The organism is Catonella sp., from assembly GCF_052173895.1.
Taxonomy (GTDB): Bacteria; Bacillota; Clostridia; order Lachnospirales; family Lachnospiraceae; genus Catonella.
Genome location: NZ_JBQMXS010000062.1, coordinates 1 through 7,387, shown reverse-complemented (window position 1 = coordinate 7,387; position 7,387 = coordinate 1). Strand labels below are relative to the sequence as shown.

Annotated in this window: 8 protein-coding genes; 5 read left to right on the top strand and 3 right to left on the bottom strand. The window is 33.5% G+C overall.

All coding sequences use genetic code 11. The annotated features are described in order from the left end of the window. Both ACTTG8_RS09305 and ACTTG8_RS09300 read left to right on the top strand, forming a co-directional pair. A partial coding sequence (locus tag ACTTG8_RS09305; protein WP_442561837.1) for an EAL domain-containing protein occupies positions 1-267 on the top strand: 267 nt, incomplete at its 5' end. A 128-nt stretch (positions 268-395) separates the two neighbouring features. Next, on the top strand, positions 396-1,811 hold the full coding sequence (locus ACTTG8_RS09300) for an amidophosphoribosyltransferase (RefSeq protein WP_442561836.1): 1,416 nt from the start codon (positions 396-398) through the stop codon (positions 1,809-1,811). A 94-nt stretch (positions 1,812-1,905) separates the two neighbouring features. Here the strand turns inward: ACTTG8_RS09300 and ACTTG8_RS09295 are convergent, their stop codons facing one another. From ACTTG8_RS09295 to ACTTG8_RS09285, 3 genes are all read right to left on the bottom strand, one after another. Then, a complete protein-coding gene (locus ACTTG8_RS09295) occupies positions 1,906-3,633 on the bottom strand; it encodes a sensor domain-containing phosphodiesterase (RefSeq protein WP_442561835.1) in 1,728 nt (575 codons plus the stop codon). A 197-nt stretch (positions 3,634-3,830) separates the two neighbouring features. Continuing rightward, positions 3,831-4,763 (bottom strand): GTP-binding protein, encoded by a 933-nt coding sequence (locus ACTTG8_RS09290; protein ID WP_442561834.1) that lies wholly within the window; start codon positions 4,761-4,763, stop codon positions 3,831-3,833. A gap of 20 nt (positions 4,764-4,783) precedes the next feature. Further along, positions 4,784-5,605 (bottom strand): hypothetical protein, encoded by an 822-nt coding sequence (locus ACTTG8_RS09285; protein WP_442561833.1) that lies wholly within the window; start codon positions 5,603-5,605, stop codon positions 4,784-4,786. 210 nt (positions 5,606-5,815) lie between these two features. Between ACTTG8_RS09285 and pyrB the strand changes: the two genes are divergently transcribed. The 3 genes from pyrB to ACTTG8_RS09270 form a co-directional block, all read left to right on the top strand. Beyond that, a complete protein-coding gene (gene pyrB, locus ACTTG8_RS09280) occupies positions 5,816-6,730 on the top strand; it encodes an aspartate carbamoyltransferase (RefSeq protein WP_442561832.1) in 915 nt (304 codons plus the stop codon). 11 nt (positions 6,731-6,741) lie between these two features. After that, positions 6,742-7,173 carry an aspartate carbamoyltransferase regulatory subunit gene (locus ACTTG8_RS09275; RefSeq protein WP_442561831.1) on the top strand — a complete coding sequence of 144 codons (432 nt, stop codon included), beginning with the start codon at positions 6,742-6,744 and terminating at the stop codon, positions 7,171-7,173. 137 nt (positions 7,174-7,310) lie between these two features. Continuing rightward, positions 7,311-7,387: rubredoxin (locus tag ACTTG8_RS09270; protein ID WP_442561838.1), on the top strand; the 77-nt coding region annotated here is incomplete at its 3' end.

Here is a 7,387-nt window from a genome sequence, read left to right as displayed (position 1 = left end):
TTAAAACTAATTAAAATAGACAAATCAATTGTTCAAGCTCCTTTTATCTCTACTGATGAAAAGTCTATGATTTTATTAAAGAATTTTGTTAAGACTCCTATTTCCGTTGGTTTTGAGGTTGTTGCAGAAGGTGTAGAAACTAGGGAAATGGCAAGAGAAATTATCAAACTCGGCTGCAAATATATACAAGGTTATTATTTTAGTAAGCCTCTTACCAGAGCTGAATTTGTTAAAATGATAAAGCTTAATCAGCCTGCCGAAGTATAGATTATATAACGACCCCTGCTTGTTATATTAGTAGGGGTTATATAATTTTTAAATTTCTTTAATTATTCTAATAGTTGACTAATATACTAACTTGTACTATCATTGACATATATAAGGAGGCTAAATAGATGGGTGGTTTTTTTGCAGCAGCACTTAAAAATGACTGTGTTTTTGATTTATTCTTTGGAACAGACTATCATTCACATCTTGGTACTCGCAGAGCCGGAATGACTGTTTTAGGTGAAAATGGTTTTGAAAGGGCAATCCACAATATCGAAAATTCTCCTTTTAGAAGTAAATTTGATAGAGATATGCAAGAAATGAAAGGAAACTTCGGAATAGGCTCTATCTCTGACTATGAACCTCAACCTCTAATTGTAAGGTCACATCATGGAACATTCTCTCTAGTTACTGTAGGAAGAATCAACAATGCTGATGAAATTGCTGATGATATTGCAGCAAATGGTGGTACCCATTTTCTTGAAATGAGCGGAGGCAAGGTGAATCAAACCGAACTTGTAGCCGCTATTATAAATCAAAAAAGTAATCTTATAGAAGGCATACAATATGTGTGGAAAAAAATTGAAGGCTCTATGACAATGCTCATCCTCACTCCTCTAGGAATATACTGCGCCAGAGACTCTCTTGGCCGTACACCTATTGCCATAGGAAAAAAAGAAGAAGGCTACTGTGCCTCTTTTGAAAGTTTCGCCTATCTCAATTTAGGATATGAGCATTATAAAGAACTTGAACCCGGTGAAATAGATATAATTACTCCCGATGGCATAAAAGTGCTTTCACTCCCGAATAACCCCAAAAAAATATGTTCCTTCCTCTGGGTTTATTTTGGTTATCCTTCTTCTAGTTATGAAGGCATTTCTGTTGAATCTATGCGAAATAGATGTGGTAGCCTTATGGCTAAACGTGATAATATGTCCATCAATGATATTGATATAGTTGCAGGCGTACCGGACTCGGGTACTGCACATGCTGTCGGATATGCAAATGAATCCGAAGTACCTTTTTCAAGGCCATTTATAAAATATACTCCGACTTGGCCTCGCTCTTTTATGCCCACAATTCAGTCCAAACGGGATCTTATTGCTAAAATGAAAATCCTACCCGTACATGAGCTTATAGAAGGGAAAAAAATACTTTTAATAGACGATTCAATTGTAAGAGGTACACAGCTTAGAGAAACTGCTGAATTTCTTTATAAAAGTGGTGCAAAAGAAGTACATGTAAGACCTGCCTGCCCACCTATTATGTTCGGCTGTAAATATATCAATTTCTCTCGCTCCACCTCTGACATGGATTTGATTACAAGAAGAATTATTAAAAATGAAGAAGGTGAAGATGTATCTAGTGATATTTTAGAAGAATATGCTAATCCTGACTCGGAAAAATACAAAAAAATGGTAGATGAAATTCGTAAAGAACTCGGATTTACCTCTTTAAGATTTAACAGGCTTGATGACATGATAGAATCAATCGGCATAGGCAAAGAAAATCTATGTACCTACTGTTTTGATGGAAACCAATGAAATAATTATATATTTTATATAATAGATAATTCAGTATATATTCATACGAAAAGGAGTACGGCTGTTTGAACAATCTTCATACAGCCCTACTCCTTTATTTTGCAAAATCTTCCTTATTCTTCTTAACCCAGTCTATGAAATCCTGCTTTTCAAGAGGCTTTGAAAAATAATAACCCTGATATTTGGTAATCTCAAAATGATTATACAGATAGCCTGCCATCACTTCAGTTTCTATTCCTTCTACACAAACTCTCTTGCCCAACTCATGAGCACAGGTTGTAATAGCTTTTAAGAGGCTCTGTCTTGATATATCTTTATCAATGTCCTGAATGAAACTCTTATCAATCTTAATTTCATCTACTTGAAGTTCCACCATAAGATCAAGGGCTGAATATCCTGTTCCAAAATCATCTAGTGCACTGCTAATGCCCAAAGACTTAAAAAAAGCAATACTACTTCTCAATGTGTCTATATTGCTAAATTTACATCTTTCTGTAAGTTCCAGATTTAAATTTTGTGGATTAAATCCCTCCTCTTCTAATATATCACTAAGATCAGAATTAAATCTCAAATTTTGCAACTGAGGATATGCTAAGTTAATATTTACTAAAATATCGGGATAAATTTCTATAAGTTCTTTGGTATCTCTTATTGCCTGTCTTATTATCCAATTTCCTAAATCATAAAATATTGTATCTCCTTCAAGCCATTCAATAAACTCGTTAGGAGGTACAAATCCATACGGTTCACCCTTCCACCTTATAAGAGCCTCAGCTCCTGTAAGTTCACCAGTATCTGCAGATACAATAGGCTGATAAACAAGATAAAAGCCCATAAAATTTTTATGTATGCAATTACGGATATAACTAAGTTTTTCCATAAAAATCTTATTTCCTGAAAATAGATTTTCCGTAACTAAAAATATTTCATCATTTTCTTCTTTTTTCTTTTTATTGGTAGCATACATAGCACAGTTATAAATTGTATTTACATCTAAATCCAAATTGGTAGATTCGTATAAGCAGGCATAAATACTGAGGAAAACTTTACATCCATTATACTCTATTCCTTGTTTCAACTTATCTGAGATTTCCTTGTACTTTTTCTCTACATCTCTTTTACTGTATTTGTCCATCTCAAATATCAGAACTGCTTTAGTTCCTTCAGTCCTAAAAACTACACCGTTATCATTCATTTCACGCCACATATCGGCAATTATTCCTAAAATCTGATTGCCAAAATCATAGCCATAAGCATAATTTACCTTATAAAACTGCTTAAGACCTGCCATAAGAAAATAATATTTTTTATTTTCCTTTTTCAAATCATTCATGCAGGCAAAAAGCCCATCTCGATTTCTAAGTCCTGTAACCGGATCAATCAGCTCACTTTTCTGGTGATTAATTACATTACCTGCAAAATAAAGCATCTCACCATTATCATCATAAATTATGCATCCCCTACATGTACAGGTAACATAGTCACCATTCTTATTCTTAATCCTATAAGTAAGATTATGCTCATCAATTCTTTTTTCAAGCAAACTCTTTATATCTTCGTAGAACATTTCCCGATCATGAGGATTAATCTTTTCTCCCCAAACTTCTATTGGATTGTACATTCTATTACTTGGCAATCCAAAATAAGACACTGCCTCACTTGACCAGTAAGCATAGTTATTGGGGATATTCATAATGAATACATACTTACCATTTGCAGTATGCGAAAATACATCAAATATACTCGAAAAATATTCTCCAATCTTCCCTCTATCTATAGGATCTTCCTTAAAATTATCATACTTGTCTTCTACCAGTGCCAATTTTAATCCTGTCCTTTCTTAACCTATATATACCTCTCTTTTAGATTATAGCAAAGTTTAAAATCATAATCAACATAATTAATACAATTGATTGCAATTTTATACATCATTTTTTGGAGGAATTTATTATATAATCTTTATTTTTATAATAGTTTTAATATTATAAAAAATTATAAAAATTTTATAAATATGTAATTTTATTCACTAATTTCATTCTTTATCTCATCTTCATTAAGCTCTTCTCCTATTATTATAAGTATATTCTGCCCTTTCTCTATACTGTTAATTTCCATTGTATTTTTTGTCATATTTATAAAAAAATATCTTCCATTTTCTTCTATAAACCCCTTAATCCGAATAACTCTTCCAAATTTTACTGATTTTTCAAAAATATTTTTTGCCTTTTCTGTAAGTTGATGCTTTGTAAGATTTGAGTTCATAATAAAGATGGAAGAATAATCTTTTATTTCAAAAAATTGCTTTTCATAATCCGAAATCACATAATTCTTACTCGCAATTCTTCTAAAATCACAGCCTTCAAATTTTTGTTCAGACGGCACTATGTCCTCTTCACCAATCTTTCTTTTACATTTAATTTTTGCAAGCAGGCTGTTTAAATAACGGGTTGTTTCCTTTAAATTCCCATACTTACAGCTTTCCTGCCTACTAAATACCACTGCACCGGCACTAGCAAGTTGTACAGCAAGAAGATACTCTGAGGATGCAGACAGTTCAGTTTCAAAACTCACATCTACTATGGTAATAACACTTCCAACTTCATACCATCTGTCTAAAGGCTCTTCACTCAGTAAATCAAACAGTTCTTCAGGTTCAAATATACCTGAAGGCTCTACTATTACTCTGTCATACCCACTCATTGCCATTGCAATCAGCTTAGTCCTAAACCTTCTCTTATGAGTTAAAAGATCTCCTCCACCGATTATCATTTCCAACTCACAATTTTCACCTAAAAGATCTCCTAATAACATTAAGTCTATATTTATAGCACCGTAATCATTTTCAAGTATTCCTATTTTTAAACCTTTATCTAAAAAATACTTAGCATATTTTTTAATAAATGTCGTCTTTCCCGAACCTAAAAAACCTGTAACTAAATCAATCTTAATCAAATTATTCTCCCTATAAGCCTTTACAACTCATACTTTTGACCGGACTTTATAGCCTGTTTTACTCCACTCTTCTTGGTAACACCTATCATATTTTTAGCAAATTCAGGATAATTTGTCACAAATTCATCCACTGCATCATACATTCCATGCAACTGCATTGGTGACCACAGCTTATAATCTGCCACCTGCATATATCTTTTTACAGTTCTTTCACCAATATCACCATATTTTGGCTCAAGAGGAATCATTGCATAATCAAAAGTTCTTCCCTTAATTTTTTCTGTATACTTTCCAAATTCCTCTTCACAATGATTCAGATACATCTGATAGTCCGCTATATTTAGCTCCGGATGATCCAGTTTCATTTTTTCATACCACTTATTATAGTCTTCTTCTGTAGCTGTTTGATTAAGATATAAGGTTCCTCCATGTAATATAGTCTTTCCTTCAATCTCAACTATGAAAGCCACTCCATTCTCAGTTGACGGAATAGAACTTACAAGCATTTCCTCATTTTCAGAATAAAGCCTTGCATCTCCGTCAAAACAACTGACATGATCTTGAATCCTCTCAGGAAGACTGTCTAAAAATGTATCCACCTCCGAAATGGAATGATCATATCCTATAAAAATCTCTGCGTGAGGCAGCTGTTCAACAGCTCCAAATATTTCCGGTCTAAAATGATCCTGATTTATACTACTTGCAAATATATATACAGGCTTATCTCCTCTTAATGGTGGAATCTCTCCCTGATACCAATCAAAAATTAAGGTCGCACTCTCAAGCTCAAGCAAAAATCCACTATGTCCCAAATACATTACTTTATCTTTAAACTCTGCCATTATATTTTCCTCCAATTGTTAATCCTACTCTTTAGTATAGCATATAAATCGTAACCTTGCACTCCTACCATTTCCTTCACTTAATAGTATAATAAGAAGTCTGCAATTTTTCAATAATAAAAACTAAATCTTAAATCCCTCTTGCCATATTTTCATTTCTGTAATAAAATTGTTCAGATGATATTAATGTACATTTGTAAGGAGGTAATTATGAGGCATCTGATAAGTCCGCTTGATTTTTCAGTTGATGAAACCAATGAGATTTTGGCTCTTGCATCTGATATTTACAGAAAGCCTGAAAAATACAAAGAAATCTGCCATGGTAAAAAATTAGCTACATTATTTTATGAACCGAGTACACGAACCCGCCTTTCATTTGAATCAGCAATGCTTAATTTAGGTGGCAGTGTCCTCGGTTTTTCTGAAAGTTCCTCAAGTTCAGCTGCAAAGGGAGAAACCGTAGCCGATACCATAAGAGTAATATCAGCATACGCCGATATCTGCGCTATGCGTCACCCTAAAGAAGGTGCTCCACAGGTAGCTGCTATGTACTCTGAAATCCCTGTAATAAATGCCGGTGACGGAGGACATAACCATCCTACCCAGACATTTACAGACATACTTACCATAAAAGAACTTCGTGGCGAATTGGGGCATATGACAGTCGGTCTCTGTGGCGACCTCAAGTTTGGAAGAACTGTTCATTCTCTTATTCAGGAACTTGTAAGGTATCCTGAAATAAAGTTTGTACTTATTTCTCCTGATGAGCTTAAACTTCCTGAGTATGTTAAAACTGAAATCTTAAATGCCAACAATGCTCCTTATATAGAAACTACTTCTCTTGAGAACGCACTTCCAGAGCTTGATGTACTCTATATGACAAGGGTTCAACGCGAACGCTTTTTCAATGAAGAAGATTATATCAGGCTTAAAGATACCTACATTCTTGATATGCCAAAGCTTGCAAATGCAAAGGAAGACCTTATGATACTTCACCCTCTTCCAAGGGTTAATGAGATAGCAACTGAAGTTGATAACGATAAGAGAGCAACCTATTTTAAACAGGCAAAATACGGTGTCTATGTAAGAATGGCTCTTATTCTGCGTTTACTTGAATTAGCATAAGGAGGATAATTATGTTAAATATAAGCGGTCTTAATTCAGGCTATGTAATTGATCACATTCCTGCCGGACTTTCAATGTCTATTTATAAGTATCTTCATCTCAGCAGATATGATAACCAAATAGCCATTATTAAAAATGCCAAAAGTTCAAAAATGGGTAAAAAGGATATTATTAAAATAGAAGGAGTACCAAAAGAGTTAAATCTCCCTATGCTTTCTATCTTTGGAGATAGCATTACAGTTAATGTAATAGTTGATGGAGTAATAAAAGATAAGCTGCACCCAACTCTTCCTGAAACTGTAAAAGATATATTTACCTGCAAAAATCCTCGCTGCATAACTTCTGTAGAAAGAGGACTTCCTCACATTTTTAAACTTACAGACAAATCCAATATAACTTATCGCTGCATCTACTGTGAGCAGGCTTACAAAATGAAGAAATAAAATTTTGTTTAAAAATATATACACTTTTAATAAAGTTCATTTTGTTATTGTTTTCCACAATTAAATAGTGTATAATTTATTTTGAAATAGAGTAGTATTTTACTCTTAATAATTATATAAAATAAAGGAGAACACTTATGGCAAGATATGTATGTGATGTTTGTGGATGGGTATATGATGAAGAAGAAGGATGTCCAGATATGGGGATAGCTCC